The organism is Candidatus Enterococcus willemsii (assembly GCF_009933335.1).
Taxonomy (GTDB): Bacteria; Bacillota; Bacilli; order Lactobacillales; family Enterococcaceae; genus Enterococcus_F; species Enterococcus_F willemsii.
In genome coordinates this window covers 62418-82008 of sequence record NZ_MAEL01000054.1, presented here as the reverse complement: position 1 = coordinate 82008, position 19591 = coordinate 62418, and the positions used below count along the sequence as shown (strand labels likewise).

The following is a 19591-nucleotide window of genomic DNA, read 5'->3' as shown; positions in this document are numbered from 1 at the left end:
CCAGAAAGGTGTTTTCCAACTTAACCTATTTTCCTTGTGACAATCGATTTTTCTCCATCACTTTAAAGAACGGATAATAAATAATCATACTGACAATAACTAATCCTAAGGTAAAGATAATGTTGCGCCAATCCATGCTAGATAGATACGCTTGTGCAAAAAATGGTGTGAATGATGGATCGATAATAAACCCTAGACCAATCCAGCCAAATTTTTGCGCAAAATATGTCAACAAGAGATTAACAACTGGTGTTACTAGAAAAGGGATTGCTAAAATCGGATTAAACACGATTGGTAAACCAAAAATCACCGGCTCATTAATCGAACAAATCCCTGGAATGATTGACAGTTTGCCAATCGTACGATATTCTCGGACTTTACTTGTCATCATTAGTATAACGAGTCCTAAAGTTGCACCTGCTCCCCCCATAACAGAAATTCGAAACATTTGTAAATTCATGACATGCGTCATCGTTTCATCATTCGCTAACTGTTCGGCATTGAAACCAGTTTGAGTAATTCCTAAAGTAAAGACAATTGGAAAAATAATCGAAGAGCCATTGATACCAAATAACCATAAAATATTTCCTAAGGTAACAATTAGCAAAAATCCACCCAGACTACCTGCAATATCTGTAGCAGGAGTCAATACTTGCATAATAGCTTCTGGAAAAATTTGCTTGGTTGTTGCTAAAAATAGAATATTAATGCCATAAAAAATGACAATATTTACTAATAAAGGAATTAACGTATTGATAAACACCACAACCATCGGTGGCACACTTTCCGGTAGCGTAATTTTGATTTTTTTCACTTCAAACCAACGACAAATTTCGACTACCAATAGACCAATAATAATCGCCACAAATAAACCGTTCGTGCCTAGATAGTTTAGATCGATTTTCCCCTCCACTACGGGTGTACATACCATTGCATAGACCACTGTGGCAATCATCCCATTCATAGCAGCATTGAGTTTGTATTCATTTGCTAATGAATACGCAATACCGAATGCGCTAATTAAACCAATCAATCCCATGGTTAAATTATACGGTGCAGTAATCACATCATAATTTGCTACAGAAAATTCTTTCCAAGCAGCTAAAAATTTCATAAAAAAGTTTGCAGTCTCAGGATTGTATTGCTCCATATTGATGGAAGGATTTGCCACAATTAAAAAGAATGAACCAATAACGATAAACGGCAGACCAAACATCATCCCATTTGAAATTGCTTTTAAGTGGCGCTGATTTCCTAATTTTGCCGCTAACGGACTTAAAATTCCATTTAATTTTTCTACCATACCCGAATTTTTCATTTTATCCCTCCAGATTTAAACTTGCCAAGAATTAAATTGAAACGCTGTTGCTGTTTGATTATTGGGGTCATATTGTTTTAGTATCTCTGCATACTGTTCTTTATAATCGTTATCAACTTCTGCTTGTGGATACACTTTGCTCGCTTCATTTAAGAAATGATTGGAATCACGTCCCATCTCCATGCCACGAGTCGTATGTTTATCTAATGCATAGTCAGGAATTTCTGGTACATACCCCATCGCAAAGCTTTTAATGACAATATTTTTTAATAAATCGGATGAACGGTCTTTCTCTGAATGACATAAAAAACGAATCGCATGAATAATATACATTAACCGATCAGATTCATTGTATTGAAATTCTTTACGCATTTGATTCAGACTATTAATCATAATGGCTGCTTCGGGATTTCCCATACCAATATCTTCTACTGAAATTGCTAATAAACGACGCCATAATTTTTCTTCAAATTGTGGTGAGGTAATATACATTTCATAAGCAAATTCACATGCTTCTTTCTCATAGCCTCGGCGAATAGACTTCTGTAGCGCAGAAATTACTTCGTCGCCTGCTAATCCATTGCGTGTTGTTGTTCTTGCCCAAGGATCTTGAATGATTTTTTTGTTTTCCATGGTATAATTCTCCTATCAAATAAAATTAAGGTGATTCGTGTATGGATGTTGAAATGCTCATAGAAAAGTACCAATTAAGTGATGCCGAAGCTGCTGCATTGCGTTTTATGCAACAAAATATTACGCCTTTTGCAAAAGTTGGCATTCGAGATGTTGCCAAATACTCTTATGTGTCAACCGCAACAATTGTCAATATGGCCAAAAAACTAGGCTTCTCTGGTTACAGTGAACTTGTCTTTTCTTTTCAAAATAATCAGACCTCCGATAACGCCCCTTCAGATTTAGTAACAGCGGAAGAATACCAACAATTTACACAGCTTTTACAAAAGTATCGAAAGAAACGAATCATGATTCTAGCTTCTGGTTTTTCTCAAAACCTGGCAAATTATTTTTCGGAGTATCTTAATTTGTATGGTTTTCGCGCTACTGCGAACAGTCATTTAGAATTTTTACGCCAATCGGTTGAAGATGAGATATTAATTATTATGATTTCTCATTCTGGTGAGACCCAACGACTTATTGAGCTTCTAACAATTGCTGAAAAAAATCATATTGAATGTCTTGCTTTTGTAGGAGAACGTCATTCAAAAATCGGTTCCCTTGCCACATTAACCATTAGTACAAAAACACATGCGACAAAAGGCTTTTATGAATTTGCACCTAATCTCTTTTTTGGAACAGCACTCAATCAATTTGAGTTACTTATGAGTCATTCTCTCCAAACACTATTTAAAAAGTAGTTGTTTCATTTGCATTATAGTATGTATTTTTCATTTTGTACGTGTTTTACTAGAATTATAAAAATGTTCAATCACAAAAAAACATTTTTACAAAAAAATCCGAACATTTTAAAAAACCAACAACTAACTCTCAAAAGTTAGTTGTTGGTTTTAGCTATTACCATTCAAATATATCGACTGGTCACAGTATTGGCATTTTTCAAATCCGAAACAGTGCCTTCAAACAGAATTTCTCCGCCACCTTGCCCACCTTCTGGCCCTAAGTCAATGATCCAATCGGCACTACGAATGACATCCACATTGTGTTCAATGACAATGACGGTATTGCCTTTATCCACTAAATTATTCATGATACGAATAACATTTTTGACATCCGACATGTGTAAGCCTGTCGTTGGTTCGTCTAAAATATAAATCTTTCCATTGGTTTTTAATTCATTGGCTAATTTCAATCGTTGGGCTTCCCCTCCAGATAGCGTATCCATCGGTTGGCCTAATGTTAAATAGCCAATACCTACTTCTTGTAGATTTTTGAGTTTGCGTTGAATATCCTTGGCATCGAAAAAGACTACTGCTTCTTCAATGGTCATATCCATAACATCCACGATATTTTTTCCTTGATAGGTATGTTCCAATACGGTTGGGTCGTAGCGTTTCCCGTGACAGTGTGTACATTCAATTTCAGAGGTCTCCATAAAGGACAAATTCAATTCAATACTTCCTGCGCCTTTACATTCTGGACAAGCACCTTTTGAATTGTAACTAAAATAACCTGCATCCATTCCAGTTTCTTTTGCAAATGTTTTGCGAATGCTATTCATAATTCCCGTATAAGTTGCTGGATTCGAGCGCTTATTCGTATGAATCGGCGTTTGTGTAATTTGAATTGCTTCTGGATATTCTTGTGCAAATACTTGATTGACTAACGTACTTTTTCCTGAACCTGCTACCCCTGTAATAGCGGTAAAAGCTCCTTTTGGTACGCGTAACTGGACATCTTTTAAATTATGCAAGGAACTTCGTGTACTTTCATAATAGGTCGTAATTGCTCTTGATTGCTCATTTACTGGCAGCTCTTGTTTTAAAAATCGTCCAGTCAATGTATCAGAAGAAAGCAATTGTTCATACGTTCCTTCAAAGGTGATTTCTCCTCCATGCGTTCCTGCATGTGGTCCAACATCCACAATATAGTCGGCAATTTGAATCACATCGGGATCATGTTCCACAACTAGAACTGTATTGCCAGCGTCCCGAATTTTTCGCAATAAATCATTCAAGCGATAAACATCTCGAGGGTGTAAGCCAGTGCTAGGCTCATCAAAAATATATAAAATATTTGTCAGGCTACTTGCCAATTGTTTTACCATTTTGACACGTTGGGATTCACCACCGGATAAACTATTGGTTTCTCGGCATAAATCCATATAACCTAACCCAATATCAATCAAATCTTGGACACGTTTTTGAATACCGGCAATAATTGGATGACGCGTCTCATTATCTAGTTTTAATAAAATCTCTTGTAAATTCGTTAACTGAACGGACGTCAAATCGTACATATTATAACCATCAATGGTCGAGGCTAACACTTCTGCATTGTATCGCTTCCCTGCACATGTTGGACAAGCTTGCATCACAGTGAATTCCTCTAAGACTTTGGCAGAGCGTTTGCTCGTTTCTTTTTCAGTATTCACGTTGGTTCGCATGAAACGTGTGACGATTCCTTCGTAAGTCACATTCATGTCCCCTGTTTCAGCGGTTGTTACTTTTTGTGCCTGAGCATACATCAGTAAATCATATTCTTCTGGAGTATAGTCTTTGATTTTTTTGTCTGCATCGAATAATCCTGTTTCAGCGTGCAATTTCCAATACCAAGAACCTACTGAAAAACCTGGTAACAAGATTGCTCCTTCATTTAATGACAAGTTATGGTCAACGGCCTTATTGATATCTAACGTAATCGTCTTACCAATCCCTTGACAGACTGGACACATCCCCCAGTCGGATCGTTAAATGAATAGGCATTCTCATAGCCTAAACTCGGTGTTGCAAAGCGTGAAAATAATACTCTAAACAATGCATTGATGTCTGTAATCGTCCCTAACGTTGAGCGCGCACTTCCACCAATTTTCTTTTGGTTAACAACAATTACAGTAGATAGATTATTAATTTCATCGGCATCTGGACGACTGTATTTTGGTAAAAACAATCGTGTATAGCTATCATACGTTTCGTTTAGCTGTCTACCAGCTTCTTGCGCAATTGTATCAAAGACAATCGATGATTTTCCAGAACCAGAAACGCCTGTAAAAATAGTAATTTTGTTCTTTGGAATTTTGAGACTAACATTTTTCAAATTGTTCTCTCTTGCGTGGATAATTTCAATATACTCGTTCATTTTTAATCCCCTTTTTGATGACAAAATTTTTGAGAATGTTTTGTAAGGCATGACACGGTATTTTTTGGGTGAGCTCTTATTCTATCAGTAAGGTTGAGGGATAGGCAAGGAGAACATGCGGAAATAATATGTATTTTTTTGTCAGATGTATTCAATCAAAAAACAGCCCTCTACAATCATGTAAAGTGCTGTTTCTACTCTTAGAAATACAATGTCCCTTCAAGTATACCGTCATTACTCCAAATCGTTGCTTCTTTCTTTTGGTATACATTGAATGAAAAGACTCGTTCGCCATTATTGATATAAATTTCAATGAATGAATGGTCAACGAATATATCAACACAATCAAATGTCGAAATTGTTGTACTTCTGGTCATTCCATAACTTTCATCAATCGTTTTTGCCAAATGCTCACGAGAAATAGTTACCTCTCCTTGCGGACGAAAGAGAAGTTCCCAATAATCATCTGGTTTTCCGACTTTTATACTCGTTTGTGCTGTCAACTGTAGACGGTAGACAGCTTGATCAATACGTACTTCTTGGGTATTCATTTCTTTTTTTTCAGTAAATTGTTCAATAATCTCTGATACAGGATAGCGTTTTAATCGGTTGTCTTCAAGCCACATTTTTTGTGGAAATGTTAAGCCATGTTGCCAATTTTCTTGAATTGGTTGTTCTTGTTCACCACAACCAAACCAACCGAATAAGAGTGGTTCATTTTTGCCCATAAAAGCTTGTGGCGCATAAAAATCAAAACCAGCATCCATCTCATCCCAATGTTCTACTTCAAAACGTAAGTGCTCAAGGTCTAAATGTCCGACTAAATAAATCGTTGCAAAGCGATTATGAAATCTTTTTTCCTCTGCTTCATAACCCATGGGTGATAAGAATAGCACATCTTTGCCATCAATTTGTACCACGCTTGGACATTCAAGCATATATCCCGTAGGTATCGGTAAATCGAGTAAACCAACATATTCCCAATCAAATAAATCTGAGCTTTGATAAAGAACAATAACACCTTTATCTCCAAAACCTGAACGCGCCGCTCCTTCAAACATTCCCCCACCTAACAACATGTAGAAGGTTCCCTCTCGTTCAAAAACAAAGGGGTCACGTAATTCACCAGACAATCCTTCTATGCCTTCAGAAATTATAGGTTCTGGAAATTTTTTGATTTCCCCGGCTTTATTCATCACTGCAATGGCTTGTTTCGGAATTTTGCCGTGTTCTGTTTTATAATTTGCCGTATAAAATAGGTATAATTCTCCTTTATACTCAAATGCATTTCCAGAATAGCAACCATTCTTTTCATATTCTTGATCAGGAATGAGAGCAAATTCTTGTTCACTCCATTGCACTAAGTTTTCGGATGTGGTATGTCCCCAATGTTTTAATCCATGTGTTGCGCCAAATGGATACCATTGAAAGAAGACATGGTATTTTCCGTTGAAGTAAGCCAAGCCATTTGGATCATTCATTAATCCTGCTTCGGGTGAGATATGAAGCTCAGGCACATAGGTACTCTTTCGAACATTTGCTTTTAATTCCTGGAATAATTCTTCATATTTTTCTTGATAAAATGTTTCTTTATGATTTTCAATGCTATTTTTTTTCATATTATCGTTCGGCTCCCGCCACCCCTTTCGCTTTATTGTAGATAAGGATTAAGACAATCGGTACAACAAATGCAATCACACAACCAATAATATAATGAATAACTACCGGTGGGTTAACGATTGTCATCCCGGGAATCCCCGTTAAACCAAATCCTAATGCTTTCACATCTAAGAGTTTCATATACACGCCACCAATTCCAGCTCCGATGACAGCCATAATAAACGGAACAACAGAATCTTTTAAATTAACGGCAAAAATTGCGGGTTCACTGACACCGACTAAGGTTGGAACAAAACTTGACACGGAAATTTCACGACGTTTCGAACCTTTTTTCGATAAGATAAACATCCCTATTGCAGCGCCACCTTGAGAAATAATTGATACGGCCCATAATGGTTGAATATAATTAAAGCCTGTTTGTGCTAATAATTGTGCTTCGATTGAACCAATCATATGTTGGGTTCCAGTGATTACTAACGGTTGCAATAAGGCTGCAAAAATGCCGGCACCAAAAATTCCAGCTTTCATATATAAAAAGTCTGCAACTGCACCGATTCCTGAAGCAACTAAGTCACCCAAAGGACCAAAAATCGTAAATAATGCCACAGCTGAAACTAAAATAGTCACCATAGGAACAACAATGAATGTCAACATATGCGGCGTATACTTCGTAACGATTTTTTCAAATTTTGCCATAAATAGAGAAGTTAAAATGGCTGGGAAAATCCCACCTTGGAACGCAACTTGCGGAACACTCATCCCAAAGAAATTCCAATAATCAACATTTTCTAACGTTCCTTGTACATACTCAAAGCGATTACCTAACTCTGGATGAACTAATACCAAACCAATGATAATCCCAAAGATTGGGTTTCCACCAAAACGTTTCGTTGCAGAATATGCTACAAATACCGGTAAGAAATTCAAACCTGTTGCAACAATATTCAAGAAACTAGCTGCATCTGCTGCCCAAACGTAATTATCAGCTAACGTCCCTTCTAAACCAAATAAACCAGATGTAATAAATAATGAACGAATCCCTAAAAGCATTGCACAGCCAACAATTGCTGGAATCAATGTAACAAAAATATCTGAAAAAGCTTTAAAAAATTCCAATACCTTATCTTTCCAACTACTATTTTTTGGTTCAGTAGCCGTTTGTTGACTGGTCTCTTCGACCGTCTCTCCACCCACTTGTTGATTAAATGCTTCATATACTCGTTCAACGACACCTGTGCCAAAAACAACTTGTAGCTGCCCTTTATTAAAGAAGACACCTTTCGCTCCCTCAACATTTTCCAATTTTTCTTGATTGTATTCGTCATTTTTTAATGTCAAACGCAATCTAGTAACACAATGTGTCGCACTAGAAATATTCTCTTTTCCACCGACAGCTTCGAGAACTTCTTTGACAATTTTTTGATAATCCATTCTTTTTCCTCCTTTTTTGGAACGTTCCATTTCAATAGTTATTATACTTGGAACGTTCCAAAAATCAAGCGTTTTCTTTAAAAAAAATAAAAAAAGCTGAAATATAATCATTTCAACTTTCTCGTTGTTTGGAATTCTAAAAATTTTACGGGTAGAATATGCTTATTTTGTCTTTCTTTCTGGTTATCAAAATTTATTAGCTCTTCGACACTCATTTTGGCAATCTTCTCAATATCTTGCGCAATTGTTGAAATAGTTAACGATTGATTCTGATAACTACGAGCGCCATCAAAACCGATGAGTTGTACATCTTCAGGAATGTGCCATGGTAAGCTTTCAAAACTATGTAGCACATATTCTGCATAACGATCAGTTACTGCAAAGATACCATCAAATGGACAATCTTGCTTATACATCTCTTGCAAGTACGCATCGATTCTACTGGCAAAACCAAGTGAATCTCCAGTATCACAATATACTTCATAGTCCAAATGCTCATGTTTGCAGTAATCAATAAAGCCATTCATTCGTTCATAAATCCCTAAATTGTCAGGAATGTCTCTTAAAATCATCAATAATTTTTTAGAACCACGCTGATGTAACTGTTGGGCAGCTAGACGGGCACCAACAAAATTATCACTCGTTATAAAAGGTACACGCTGATTAAAGTAACGTTCGATAGAGACAATTGGTAAATTAGACGTAATATATGGTTCGATATCGCTATATGAAATAGTAATAATTCCTTTTACTTTTTCTTCTTTTGCCATCTTGACATACTCTAATTCTAAATGAAAATCGTTATTTGAGTTGCATAAAAGCAATTTCAAATTACGCTTTTGTAATTCTAATTGTAAGTGATTCGTTAATTCCGCAAAGAATGGTGTCCAAATAGTTGGTAGAATAAATGCAATGGTATCACTTGATTGTTTTTTTAATGCACGTGCCGCTTGGTTTGGGACGTAATCCAATTCTTCAATTGCTGCTTCAATGCGTTGAGCAAGTATATCTTTTATTTTTACACCATTAATATAGTTCGAAACTGTTCCACGAGAAACCTTTGCCAACTTTGCCACATCATTCATATTTGCCATCTTATCACCCCTCTTTATTCTATTATAACCTTCAAACTTCTCATGTCTACAGTCGTAGGACGATTAGGGATAAATGTTAATGTTTGATTCATGATAATTCCAGAGATTCAGAGTCATATTGTCATAATTATCCTCCTATAAATATTGTACTATATTTTACGAAAAACTTGCGGTAGACTTTATTGTCAATATAACTACTAAACAATCAAAAATAGCCCCCTACTATTGTAGTGAGCTATTTTTATTAACTATACTTAAATTAAGTCTACATTTTCAAGTAATGCACCAGCAGCGTGTTGTCCTTCGACTGATGGAATCGGTGAAATTTTTGCCACTCGATCCATATTTGTAATGAGTACAATGATAACTGTTGCTTTCCCATATTCTCTAAGTTTAGCTAAATCCATTTGTGCTAATTTTGTGTCTGTGGTTACACTGTCACCTTCTTTGACTAAAACATCAAATCCTTCACCACCTAAAGAAACAGTGTCAATTCCCATATGAACCAAAACTTCAATACCATTCGCTGTACGGATACCAATGGCGTGTTTAGATGGAAATACTGTAGTAACTATTCCACGTACAGGGGCGTACACGGAACCATCAAGTGGTTCAATCGCAAAACCATCTCCCATCATTTTTGAAGAGAACACTTCATCCGACACATCTTCTAACGGAATATATGTCCCACTGGCAACTGCATGAAGATTTATTTCATTTGGAATATCTTCTTCAGTCGTAGCAGCGGGAACCATCATATAGGTTAGGACAAATGATAAAATCAGCGCAATCAAAATACCGAGTACAGCAAAGATAAAATATTCCCCAATATAGGCCGGCAAGCTAAAGATACTAGACAAAATATAGCCATACAAACGAACACCAAAGAAACTAATAAAGGCTGAGGCTACGGAGCTACCGATTGTTGCTGCTAAGAATGCTTTTTTATACTTCGATAAAATACCGAACAATGCAGGTTCTGTAATTCCTAAAATCCCTGATACCGCAGAAGAAAAAACGATTGTCTTTTCTTCTTTTGTTTTTACTTTTGTATAAATAGCTGCTGTTGCACCTGTGATTGCCATATTTGCCATAAACATCATAGGCATCAGCATATCATAACCCTGATTAGCAAAATTTTGTAAAGCAATTGGTGTCATTGCATGATGTAATCCTGTAAAGATTGAAATTGGTCGGATAGCTCCTACAATTATACCAGCTAAAACAGGTGAGATAGAAAATAGCCATGCTACGCCATCTGCCAATAAATTTCCTAAATGAATACTGATCGGTCCAATAATTGTTAACGTTACTAAACCAGCAATAAATAATGAAAGTGTCGGTGTAAATACCGTTTTTAACGCTTGAGGCATGATTTTGTCTACCCAACGATAGATATAGCTTAATGCCAGTACGGCAAAAATAATCGGAATGACTGTCCCTGCATAATTAAACACGGGTACTGGGATAATATTAAATAACAAAAATTCCGACACATCCCCTGCTGCAACTGCATTAGTCATTGTTGGAAATTGTAATGTCGCTGCAATAGCAACCGCTAAATATTGATTTGTTTTAAAAATTCTCGCTGCTGAAGCTGCTACAAAAAACGGTAGAAACGTAAAAACGCCGCTTGCAATCATATCAATAACCAAGAATGTATCTGTTTGATTAGAAATAACATTTAAAGCGACTAACCCTGCCATTAACCCCTTAATCATTCCTGCTCCAGCAATTGCAGGTACAATCGGTCCAAAAACACCTGATACTGTATCCATAAATAACGAAACAATACCTTTCTTTTCATTGCTACTTTGCGTACCGTCTTCATCTAGTCCCAATTCTTTGGCAATCGGTGCAAAATAATCAGCAACATCTGTCCCAATAACAACTTGCAATTGTTCGCTTTGATACTTAGTTCCAACAACTTTAGAAATTTTTTCTAGTGCAGAATAATTTACTTTCTTTTCATCCTTGATATCAAATCGCAGTCGTGTCATACAATGCCAGGCATTATTGATATTTTCTTTCCCACCAATTTGTTCAATAATCGAATTTGCTACTTCTTTGTGCGTCATTTTTCTTCCTCCTTGTTTCCGTTTTCAGCATTATAGTAGCACGCTTATATCTTCATTGTAAAATCAGTCCTATTATTAAAAATAAAAAGAAAAACACCTATATATCAACATATATACTAAAATCCAATTAAAATTGGACTGAAATTTTAGCTTATAAACAGATTTTTTTAGGCCAAATTGACAGCGTTCTATTATCCATGGTTCAATAGTCTTGTAACTAATTTCTTTATAAGAAAACAGGAGTGAAAAATGATGACACCTACTATAATCACGGATATAAAAAGTTTTGCAATTAAGCCTGATCGACACAATTTAGTTATTGTAAAAGTTGAAACAAATAAAGATATCTCAGGACTAGGTTGCGCTACATTTCAATTTCGTCCTTTAACAGTTAAATCTGCTATTGATGACTATTTAAAACCATTATTAATTGGACGTGATGCGAATCAAATTGAAGACATATGGCAGGTAATGAATGTAAACTCTTATTGGCGTAATGGGCCTGTTTTAAATAACGCAATTTCAGGTGTCGATATGGCGCTTTGGGATATTAAAGCAAAACTAGCAGATATGCCCCTATATCAATTATTAGGTGGAAAAGCTCGGACCGCTATTCCAGCCTATACTCATGCAGTTGCTGATAATTTAGATACACTTTATCAAGAAATTGATCATTTTTTAGACGAAGGGTATCAATACATTCGCTGTCAACTAGGTTTTTACGGTGGAAACCCTACTAACCTACAAACACCTGAGCAGCCAATTCCAGGTTCATATTTTAATCAAGAAGAATATATGGATACGACATTACGTATGTTTGAAGCAATTAAAAACAGATATGGTCATCGCTTTCAAATGTTACACGATGTACACGAACGCTTGCATCCCAATCAAGCTATCCGTTTCGCTAAAGCAGCTGAACCGTATCATCTATTTTTTTTAGAAGATATTTTGCCACCGACTCAAAATGATTGGTTGGCACAATTACGTAGCCAAGCGACTACTCCGATTGCTACAGGAGAGTTATTCAATAACCCTATGGAATGGAAAGAAATTGTTAAAAATAGGCAAATTGATTTTATGCGTGCACATGTCTCACAGATTGGTGGTATCACACCAGCTTTAAAATTGGCTCATTTTTGTGATGCTATGGGAATACAAATAGCTTGGCATACACCTTCTGATATCTCTCCTGTAGGGTTAGCAGTGAACACACATCTAAACATTCATTTGCACAATGCAGCTATTCAAGAAAATATTGATGTTCCTGACAACACACAAAACATTTTCGGAAATATTCCTACACCAAAAAAAGGATTCTTTTATCCAATTGAACAAGCTGGTATTGGCGTAACTTTTAACGAAGAACTGGCTGAAGAATTTCCTGTTGTTTATCGTCCTCATGAATGGACACAAAGTCGGACTCCCGATGGTACTATTGTGACACCTTAAAAAACTACCCAAGCGATAGAGAGTCACTGTTGTAAACAGCCTATCGTTTGGGTAGTTTAATCTATTCTAGAGCGATGTATTTCACGATCAAAAGGACGAATATACGTTGCAGAATAATCAATCGCTATAATTTCACTATACTCAAAAAGTTGACCATTTTCTAAAATGGCTCGATTTTCAATTTTCATTGCAGGTGTTCCTCTTTTACATAGCAAAATAGCGGCTTTTTCTTTCGAAATTGTGATTGGGAGATAGCTTGTAATATAATGTGAAATTCTATACCCCTTTTTCTCAACATATCCTTGAATCGAGTGTTCGATTACTTCTCTGGATAAGTCTGGAAATAATGAAACAGGCATTTTTGAAACTTCTAACTGTTCAATCTTATAATTGACAATCCGTAAACGTTCAAAAGTCCAAATCTCATCTTCTTGATTTAACTGAAAAATCTGTTGCTCTTCTGGTGTAGCTTTCGTTTTTCTCAAACTTAACATTTTTGAATCAATTCGATCATAAGGTGTACGAGTGAGCGAATTAAAGATTAATGGATTTTGAACCCATTTCTCATGAACAAAAATTCCAGAACCTTGTACAACACGTACGACACCAATTTCTTCAAGATTTTTAATTGCTTGTTGGATAGTGAATCGCGAAACACCATATAACTCTGCTAATGTTCTTTGTGGTGGTAATTTGCCTTCTATAAATTGTTCTTGATAAATCTTACTTAACAAATCCTGAATAATGAATTCACGTTTTTTCATCACGAACTCCTATTCTTCATGTTGTTGGTTAGCTAATGTTTGCTCGACTTGTTCACGGACAAAGCTCAAATATTGTGGTAAATACAATGGAATATCATCAAAATTTGAACTTTGGTTTTCATACGCCTTGGCATCGAGCTGCCCCTCTTCTGTAGCGACTTCTATCAACAACTGATTGGGTTCGCGATAATAAAGCGATTGAAAGAATTCACGGTCTTTGATTCCAGAATTAATAAAATTACGCTGATTTAAACGTGTATCAATCATTTCAAGGTCAATAATACTTGATACACCAAATGCAACATGGTGAACACTCCCAATCCCATCAATGGCAATTGGATTTTCACGGTCTTGAATGACATGAACTTCTTGATAAAACTGACTATCTTGATTTTCTAAAATCGTCACTCGGTGTTGGTTTGCAAAAAAGCGAGCATCTGCTTTTTTCTTCCAACCTAATGGCAACAATTCTTTTTCGGTCGCATCAGCATACTGGACACGTAATTGAATAGCATCAATCCCTAAAATAGCATGTTCCACTGGAATGGCACTTTCTTGATAAGGAAAATAATCCGTCGCATGTTCAAATTCTCTTAATGGAACCATTGCTAATTGAGTGGCATCCGGACCTTCAAAACGTAACATTGGTCGTCCGTTGAAATTCTCAATACCATACTGGCAAACACCTTGTTCTTCAAGATAACTTTCCCAAAAACGAAGAGAAGCCACCGTCGGTACTTTAAAAATTGTTCGTTCTATTGTGTTTGTTCCAAAAAAGTAGTTATTCCCTTCTCGTACTTCAAAAAAAGTCACTTCTGTACCAATTCGTTGACGGTCATCGGAGAAAAAGACGTGGTACATGGTATGATCGTCTTGGTTGATTGTTTTCATTAGTAATTTCAAACCAAGTGTATTATGATAAAAGTCAAATGTCGGACGGATAAAGCGGTTAATAATCGAGATATGGTGAATACGTGCAGACATAATAAAATTCCTTTCTATTAGGAGGTTTCCCTATGGATTCTTTTTTTCAAGCTGGAACAAATAACCAACTTGTCGTAGCTTTTCACGGCACTGGTGGCAATGAGTATCAATTGTTGACTACTGTCGCAGAACTATTTCCTGCTGCGTCTTTATTGAGCTTTCGTGGCCCTGTTTCGGAAGGAGCACAACGACGTTTTTTTGCACCATTGGACAATGGTCAATTAGATCGACGTGATTTCGAACAACATGTTTCAGCTTTTTTGACAAAGGATTGGCCCTCTCTTGAAAAAGATTATCAAGAAGTAATTTTTATCGGTTATTCAAATGGCGCCAACTTTATTTTAGGTCTATTAGAACAAGAACCTACGATTGCTGATACCGTTATTCTACTGCATCCTAGTCGTCTCGTCTATTCTTTCAATCGGTCGAGCGATACAACCATCTTATTAACAGTTGGTGCCCAAGATACAATGAGCCTTCCTGGAGAGGTCCTTAAATTAAGCGAAGAGCTAAAAGTCGTTTTTCCTAATACAACGTTGCTATTTACAGATAGTGGTCATGAATTGAGTGAACAAGAAATCGTAGCCATTCAAAAACAACTAGGGGGAAATTAAATGATGCGTCCAGAAGAAATTCTTCACTTTTGGTTCAATGAATTAACACCTACTGACTGGTACAATAGTACAGAAGTTGATCAATTGATTCGCCAACGTTTTGCACATGTCCATCGCCAAGCTGCTGCTGGTGAGTGTGTTCAATGGCGTGAGACCATTCATGGACGTTTAGCAGAAATCATTGTTCTTGATCAATTTTCGCGGAATTTATATCGGCAATCGGCACAAGCTTTTGCCTATGATGGTATGGCTTTAGTCCTAGCACAAGAAGCCTTACAAGCACCCGATCTTGTAGAATTAACCAAAGAAGAACTCGCCTTCTTATATATGCCTTTTATGCATTCAGAATCTTTGATGATTCATAATAAAGCGATGATTTTATTTGACCAACCTGAATTAGAGAGCAACTTTGAGTATGAAAAAAAACACTACGCGATTATCAAACGTTTTGGTCGCTACCCACATCGTAACGAAGCTCTCGGAAGAAGTTCCACAGCAGAGGAACTCGCCTTTTTACAAGAACCTGATTCATCGTTCTAACACTTATTTTTTTGAACATTGACATTCTTACTTATTGCGTGCTAGAATATCCGTGGGATTGTTACCGCTTTACATGAAGCGAGCTATACTCAAATAAACGAAAAAATATTAGGGAGCTTGTTCATTATGGTTATTGAAAAAATTATCAACAATAACATCGTTGTTTCATTAAATAATGCAAACAATGAAATAATCGTAATGGGCAAAGGACTCGGCTTTAATAAAAAAATTGGTGACACGATTGATGAGACAGCAATCGAAAAGACTTATGTTATCACACAAGAATGGAGCGTCAACAAGCTAACGCAAATGTTGTCTGAAATTCCTATTGAGCATATTCAAGTCGCCAACGAAATTATCAGCTTTGCAAGAGTTTCTCTTGGCAAAAAACTTAGTGATAGCCTTTTTCTGACACTTACCGATCACATTCATTATTCGATTGAACGTAGTAAAGAAGGGATTGTGCTAAAAAATGCTTTACTGTGGGAAATTAAACGGTTCTATAATCATGAATTTTTGATTGGGAAAGAAGCCCTTTCGATTATTCGGCAGCGTTTAGGTGTAGAACTCCCTGAAGATGAAGCGGGATTTATTGCCTTTCATATCGTCAATGCAAATTTGGATATGAAAGAAATTGCGCAAGTTGCTGAAATGACAGAAATTATCCAAAACATATTGAATATCGTAAAATATCATTTTAATATTGAAATTGATGAATATTCATTGAATTACGAACGTTTTGTGACCCATCTGAAATTTTTTGTTCAACGTTTGTTTAGCGATGTTCGTCTGAATGATTTAGAGACTGTTCAGTTTATGTTAAAAATTAAAGAGCAATACACGAAGGAATATGCTTGTGCAATTAAAATTAATAATTATGTACAAAACGTATTTAATCGTGAATTAGAAGAAGATGAATTGATTTATTTAACGATTCATATTAGAAGAATAACCAATATCGATTAGGATTGTTACCATTGAATTTGTGGGCTAGACCTAAATATCTCTGATAAGGGATATTTAGGTCTTTTTTATATTATTTTAATTAGGAGGAGAAAAAAATGAATTACAAAGATTTAGCACAAACCATTATTGAAAATATTGGTGGAGAAGAAAATATCGCTTCTTTAACCCATTGTGCAACAAGATTACGCTTCAATTTAAAAGATGATTCCAAGACCAACGAATCGCTTTTAAAAAACACGGCAGGTGTTGCTGGTGTCGTAAACAAAGGTGGTCAGTATCAAATTATTATCGGAAGTGACGTAGGAAGTGTTTATAAAGAGGTCTTAGCTCAGACATCTATTGCTACAGATAGCCCTAAAAATGATGAACCTGACAACCGTGGGATGGTTGCCAAAGTAATCGATACGATTACCGGTATTTTCACACCAATTTTACCTGCAATCACAGCTTCAGGGATGTTAAAAGCGGTTCTTTCTTTATTAGTTGTTTTAAATTGGCTCACTCCAGAAAGCCAAAGTTATCAAATCTTAAACTTTATGGCCGACTCTGCCTTTTACTTCTTGCCAATTTTATTAGCTGCTTCTGCTGCTGTTAAATTTAAAGCCAATATGTATCTGTCTATGATGGTCGGAGGAATTTTACTTCATCCAAACTTTATTGGTATGGTAGAAGCTGTTAAAGAATCTGGAGGCGCCATTCGTCTATTTAATTTACCCATTACAGCTGTTAGCTATTCATCTTCAGTTATTCCAATTATTTTAGCTGTTTGGTTTTTATCTTATGTCGAACCGCTAGCTGATAAAGTATCTCCTAAAGCAGTCAAATTCTTTACGAAACCATTAATTACGATTTTCATTGTTGGTATTGTAACACTTGTAGTGCTTGGACCTCTAGGCTATTTTATTAGTGAATTAATTTCATCTGGTATCAAAGCATTGGAAACATTTAGTCCTTGGATTGTTCCATTATTGATTGGAGCTTTCACTCCACTGTTTGTGGCAACAGGTACTCATTACGGCTTAGTTCCAATTGGTATTAATAATCGGATGACTTCTGGTTACGATTCTGTTATTTATCCAGGGATGTTAGCTTCGAATGTCAGTCAAGGTGCAGCTGCGATTGGTGTCGGATTGAAATCAAAAGATTCTACAATTAAGCAATTAGCTTTTTCTTCTGGTTTAACAGCTTTATTTGGGATTACAGAACCTGCACTATATGGCGTTAACTTACGCTTTAAAACACCTTTATATGCAGCCATGATTGGTGGTGGATTCGGTGGTTTATATGCGGGAATTATGCGTGTTAAAAACTTTTCAGGCGGCTCTCCCGGTTTATTAACCTTGCCAAGTTATATTGGCGACGACACATTGTATCACTTGATTCATGCAGCTATTGGTGCGGCAATTAGTATTGTGATTACCTTTATTATTTCCTACATTCTTTACAAAGATCATACAACCGAAGAAAAGAATGAAAAAAACAATCCAACAACAACTATCGCTAAAGATACGGATACAATCCTTGAATTTTCTGCACCTGTTAATGGACAAGTCATTCCACTCGCTCAAGTTAACGACCAAGCGTTTGCTAGTGGTGCAATGGGTGAAGGTCTGGCGATTGTGCCAGCAGATGGCTCCTTTGTCTCCCCGATTAACAGTACCGTAGAAATGGTCTTTGAAACCAAACATGCCTTTGGTTTGCGTTCAGAAGACGGATTAGAACTATTAATTCATATCGGTTTAGATACGGTCAAACTTGACGGTGCGCCATTCGAGACGCTAGTAAAAACTGGTGACACTATTCAAGTTGGTACCCCATTAGTCAACGTTGACTTGGAACAAATTAAAGCTGCTGGATTGGAAACAACCACACCCATTATCTTTACCAATCACACAGAATTTGCTCGCATTGAGCAGTTAAATAAACAACAAGTTACAGCGGGTGAAACGGTACTAAATATTTACAAATAGTTCTTTTGATTAAACAAAACACCAAGGTGTGTCTTACAGCACACTTTGGTGTTTCTTTGTTCGCCGTATCAATTCCTCTCGAATTTCATCAGGCATCCGCTCAATGTATAAATCTTCTCCTAAAAATAGTAACCAATTAACCATCTCACTCACTTCTTCTGGATTGGTGCCAACAACTGTTTCTAAACGTGCTTTCGTTTGAAATGGGTTTAAATATGCTAAGGTCAAACGGAATGGGTGATACTTTTTAAATTGTGCAATCGCCTTGGCTTCTAAAGTTAAAATAAGATTGATTGGTGCAGCAACATAGTTTTTGGCTATATTTTTAGGATGTTTACCTTCAAAAACTGCAATATCGATTAATTCTTCGACCGCAAAGACGTGTTTTTCTCTAGTTTCGATAATGATTCCTTCAATAAACCACGCGCTTTTTTGTTGGTATAAATGGACTAAATACAAAGCAATCTTTCCGGTGGTAAAGGTACAAATCAGATAGCGATCTTTCAGTAACGCTTGAATCAGTTTCTCCAAAGTTGGATCAGGTAAATCCGTTAAATCAAGTAAATCAGGATTGTAGGGATTTGTCCCTTCAAACAGGAGTACTTCATTCAAATAAACCAGCTCATCTTGTTGATTTTCTGAGAGCAAGCCTATCAGTTTTTCTGATAACGATTGGCGACTTTTTAAATAAGGAAGTTGCTGGTTACGTGTTGCCATAAAAGCAATAAACAGTGCCTTTACTTCATCATCCGTAAAGTGGACACTTGGTAAAAAGGAATTTTGTAATACTGAGTACCCACCATCACGCCCGACTTCTGCTATGAGCGGTAGCCCCATTTGTTCAATTTCACGAAGGTCACGGATAGCTGTTGAACGTGAAATAGCAAATTCAGACATAATTTCTGAAATCGTAAAATGGGCGCGATTATTGATATATCTCATTATTGTATTTATTCTTTCTGTCTTTTTCATACAATCTCCTTAAATAG

At 36.3% G+C, this 19591-nt stretch carries 15 protein-coding genes and 1 pseudogene; 6 read left to right on the top strand and 10 right to left on the bottom strand.

Annotated elements, in window-relative coordinates:
* Nucleotides 1-25 precede the first annotated feature (25 nt).
* A complete protein-coding gene (locus BAU17_RS11470; protein ID WP_161902961.1) occupies nucleotides 26-1318 on the bottom strand; it encodes a PTS sugar transporter subunit IIC in 1293 nt (430 codons plus the stop codon).
* A 15-nt stretch (nucleotides 1319-1333) separates the two neighbouring features.
* Nucleotides 1334-1951: an AAA family ATPase gene (locus tag BAU17_RS11465; protein ID WP_161902960.1), complete on the bottom strand. Its 618-nt coding sequence runs from the start codon at nucleotides 1949-1951 to the stop codon at nucleotides 1334-1336.
* A 41-nt stretch (nucleotides 1952-1992) separates the two neighbouring features.
* Here BAU17_RS11465 and BAU17_RS11460 point away from each other — a divergent pair, with 41 nt between their 5' ends.
* Nucleotides 1993-2691: a MurR/RpiR family transcriptional regulator gene (locus tag BAU17_RS11460; protein WP_161902959.1), complete on the top strand. Its 699-nt coding sequence runs from the start codon at nucleotides 1993-1995 to the stop codon at nucleotides 2689-2691.
* 164 nt (nucleotides 2692-2855) lie between these two features.
* Here BAU17_RS11460 and BAU17_RS11455 read toward each other — a convergent pair.
* The 5 genes and pseudogenes from BAU17_RS11455 to BAU17_RS11435 all read right to left on the bottom strand — a co-directional run bounded on the left by BAU17_RS11455 (nucleotide 2856) and on the right by BAU17_RS11435 (nucleotide 11312).
* Nucleotides 2856-5089, bottom strand: a pseudogene (locus BAU17_RS11455) (ATP-binding cassette domain-containing protein).
* Between the two features lie 200 nt (nucleotides 5090-5289).
* Nucleotides 5290-6708 (bottom strand): glycoside hydrolase family 32 protein, encoded by a 1419-nt coding sequence (locus BAU17_RS11450; protein WP_161902958.1) that lies wholly within the window; start codon nucleotides 6706-6708, stop codon nucleotides 5290-5292.
* A 1-nt stretch (nucleotide 6709) separates the two neighbouring features.
* Nucleotides 6710-8140 carry a PTS transporter subunit EIIC gene (locus BAU17_RS11445; RefSeq protein WP_161902957.1) on the bottom strand — a complete coding sequence of 477 codons (1431 nt, stop codon included), beginning with the start codon at nucleotides 8138-8140 and terminating at the stop codon, nucleotides 6710-6712.
* A 107-nt stretch (nucleotides 8141-8247) separates the two neighbouring features.
* A complete protein-coding gene (locus BAU17_RS11440) occupies nucleotides 8248-9234 on the bottom strand; it encodes a LacI family DNA-binding transcriptional regulator (RefSeq protein WP_161902956.1) in 987 nt (328 codons plus the stop codon).
* A gap of 254 nt (nucleotides 9235-9488) precedes the next feature.
* Nucleotides 9489-11312, bottom strand: coding sequence for a glucose PTS transporter subunit IIA (locus tag BAU17_RS11435; protein WP_161902955.1), 1824 nt, complete (start codon nucleotides 11310-11312; stop codon nucleotides 9489-9491).
* A gap of 252 nt (nucleotides 11313-11564) precedes the next feature.
* Between BAU17_RS11435 and BAU17_RS11430 the strand changes: the two genes are divergently transcribed.
* Nucleotides 11565-12764: an enolase C-terminal domain-like protein gene (locus tag BAU17_RS11430; RefSeq protein WP_161903196.1), complete on the top strand. Its 1200-nt coding sequence runs from the start codon at nucleotides 11565-11567 to the stop codon at nucleotides 12762-12764.
* A gap of 56 nt (nucleotides 12765-12820) precedes the next feature.
* On the opposite strand, the gene BAU17_RS11425 is transcribed toward BAU17_RS11430, so the two are convergent.
* Nucleotides 12821-13528 (bottom strand): GntR family transcriptional regulator, encoded by a 708-nt coding sequence (locus BAU17_RS11425; protein ID WP_161902954.1) that lies wholly within the window; start codon nucleotides 13526-13528, stop codon nucleotides 12821-12823.
* 9 nt (nucleotides 13529-13537) lie between these two features.
* Nucleotides 13538-14512 (bottom strand): VOC family protein, encoded by a 975-nt coding sequence (locus BAU17_RS11420; RefSeq protein WP_161902953.1) that lies wholly within the window; start codon nucleotides 14510-14512, stop codon nucleotides 13538-13540.
* 32 nt (nucleotides 14513-14544) lie between these two features.
* Here BAU17_RS11420 and BAU17_RS11415 point away from each other — a divergent pair, with 32 nt between their 5' ends.
* The 4 genes from BAU17_RS11415 (at nucleotide 14545) to BAU17_RS11400 (ending at nucleotide 18602) form a co-directional block, all read left to right on the top strand.
* Nucleotides 14545-15126: an alpha/beta hydrolase gene (locus BAU17_RS11415; RefSeq protein ID WP_161902952.1), complete on the top strand. Its 582-nt coding sequence runs from the start codon at nucleotides 14545-14547 to the stop codon at nucleotides 15124-15126.
* Nucleotides 15127-15129: 3 nt separating this feature from the next.
* Nucleotides 15130-15666 carry a DUF924 family protein gene (locus tag BAU17_RS11410; protein ID WP_202622326.1) on the top strand — a complete coding sequence of 179 codons (537 nt, stop codon included), beginning with the start codon at nucleotides 15130-15132 and terminating at the stop codon, nucleotides 15664-15666.
* Nucleotides 15667-15792: 126 nt separating this feature from the next.
* Nucleotides 15793-16632, top strand: a complete 840-nt coding sequence (gene licT, locus BAU17_RS11405; RefSeq protein WP_161902950.1) for a BglG family transcription antiterminator LicT — start codon at nucleotides 15793-15795, stop codon at nucleotides 16630-16632.
* Between the two features lie 95 nt (nucleotides 16633-16727).
* Nucleotides 16728-18602 carry a beta-glucoside-specific PTS transporter subunit IIABC gene (locus BAU17_RS11400; protein WP_161902949.1) on the top strand — a complete coding sequence of 625 codons (1875 nt, stop codon included), beginning with the start codon at nucleotides 16728-16730 and terminating at the stop codon, nucleotides 18600-18602.
* Nucleotides 18603-18635: 33 nt separating this feature from the next.
* On the opposite strand, the gene BAU17_RS11395 is transcribed toward BAU17_RS11400, so the two are convergent.
* The gene (locus BAU17_RS11395) at nucleotides 18636-19574 is read right to left on the bottom strand and encodes a helix-turn-helix transcriptional regulator (protein ID WP_161902948.1); all 939 of its coding nucleotides are present in this window, start codon (nucleotides 19572-19574) and stop codon (nucleotides 18636-18638) included.
* Nucleotides 19575-19591: the final 17 nt, after the last annotated feature.